Raw genomic sequence first — 2088 nt, 5'->3', positions numbered from 1 at the left:
ACCTGTATAGAGCTTGCTGATCTATTTAAAGGGTTTTCACAACAGCCACCTGATTCAGGCGCTTCGACACAAGTAGAAAGCAATATTGCCAACCATTAGTGTCCGGAATAATTTCAGAATAGTTTCAGCTGTTTAGGTTTTTCAGTTCCTTTGTTTTTGTAATCTAAAATGCAAGTAGCTGGTTTAGTTCAGTTCTTTCAAAGACAGACACGCTCAGAATCTGTAGAATTGTGTAGAGGCTGGCCTCTATTTTTAGCCTTTTTTTGAGAATAGCCACCATCAGATAGACGCTGACCGCTATCCAGATTTGAGTCTTCACGGCATTCTCCGATGTGCCGTAGAACGTCTTGATCCGCAGGTTCTGCTTGATCCACTTGAAAAAGAGCTCAACCTGCCACCGTTGCTTATAGAGATCGGCAATCGTCTTGGCCGGTAGTTTCATGTTGTTGGTCAGAAAGACCAGCACCTTGTCGGTATCCGGGTCACGGTACTTGATCCTGCGCAGTTTGTCCGGATAGCACTTTGCTGTCGCCGGAGTTATCAGTTTGATGGTCTGGTCACAGAGCAATCCGGTGTCTTTATCGACCGGACAGGAGTACATCCGCTCAAACTTGAAATTCGATTTGGCCCTGGTGACAAAGAAAGCCAGGCTATCGGCAATGCGGTACAGACGTTTGAAGTCAACATAGCCTCGATCCATAACATAGATGGAGCCGGGTTCTATGGGCAACTCATCCAGAACGTTGACATCGTGCAGTTTGCCGTCAGAGATATGGATGAAGGTTGGGATGTTCCCCTTGAGATCAAGCAACGTATGGAGCTTGACCGCCGATTTGGTGGAACGGAAATGCGCCCAGGGAAACACTGACAGGCATAGGTCAATGGTTGTCGAATCCAGAGCATAGACCGTTTGTGCAATGTCAACGGCAATCTGGTCTTTCTGGTACAGTGCACGGGCTACTCCAATCAGGTGATGGGCACAGTCTGCATAGATATGCCAATCCCTCACCTCGTTGGCATCAGACACGGTACTTTTGGACACCTTGCTGCGGATACCCATCCGATACAGCTTGCTCGACTGAGCCCGCAGGCAGGTCACGGTATCTCTCAAGCTCTCACGATAGGTCAGCTGCGCAAAGGCCATGACACGGAATTGCTCCAGGCAGGTAAAGTGCTTGACGCTGAAATCGCCATCATAACGAGCAACACAACGGTGGAATGTTTTCAGCGGCATGACTTCCATTACCTGGCTAAAGATCGTCTGGCCTTTGTTCATGATCGTGCCCCGGAGTTTTTAGGGGACGATGCCAGATTTTGGGTGCCGCTGAAATCGACGCCATGAACAATTCAGATACTTTTCAAAGAACTTAGTAGGTTACACAAAACCAAAGTCAACTATTCCGGACACTAGTGATTGCCAACATTGATTTTGTAGAAGGCGAACCGGTTAGCTAAGCGTGAAGCCCATTCAAATACCATTACGGAATATTAAACTTCACCCGGTATTCAAGCAGCCCGAGGTTGTTGAGCACCTCATTACGATAGAATTTGTGCTGAAAGAGCCACAGCAGCTTTTTTGTCCTGAAATAGTGCCATATCTTCTTGAGCTTCACCCAATCCAGGTGGTTTCTGGGAAAAAGGACAAACACTTTTGTGTAGGTGGATTGAGGACGTTGAGTGTTGTCCGTAATATTCTACCACCTACAGATAAGATCGACGTAGTTCCCTTGGTCGGTGTAAAAAGCGAAGATGCATTAAACAGATGTCTGATTGACCTCCTCATAACTACATCCTGTTTTAGTCTGAGTTCCAGAGAGTCTATTTATAGGACTATGCACCTGATCCCACAGAAGGTTAAAAACGAGTTGCTTACGGCCCAATGTGGTCCCAGTAAAATCGCCCGGATACTCCAGGTGCATGTGGAGACAGTACGACAATGGAACAAGCGGACAAAGATCAATCAGTTAAACAGCTAATCAGTCCTATAGCTCCTGTTGATGAAGATAAGTTCGCTCTGTATCTGTGGCTAATAGAAGCTCCGCCAAATTTGGAAGGGCTGCTGCAAGCCACTTTCCAGTTAAGCAAAAT

At 46.7% G+C, this 2088-nt stretch carries 1 pseudogene; it reads right to left on the bottom strand.

Going from position 1 to position 2088, the window contains the following annotated elements:
- Nucleotides 1-113: 113 nt before the first annotated feature.
- Nucleotides 114-1276 (bottom strand): annotated as a pseudogene (locus OEL57_RS16345) (IS4 family transposase).
- Between the last annotated feature and the right edge of the window lie 812 nt (nt 1277-2088).

Source organism: Trichlorobacter sp. (assembly GCF_030247655.1).
GTDB lineage: Bacteria > Desulfobacterota > Desulfuromonadia > Geobacterales > Pseudopelobacteraceae > Trichlorobacter.
Note: the sequence above shows the minus strand (reverse complement) of the source record. Positions and strands in the feature narration are given on the sequence as shown.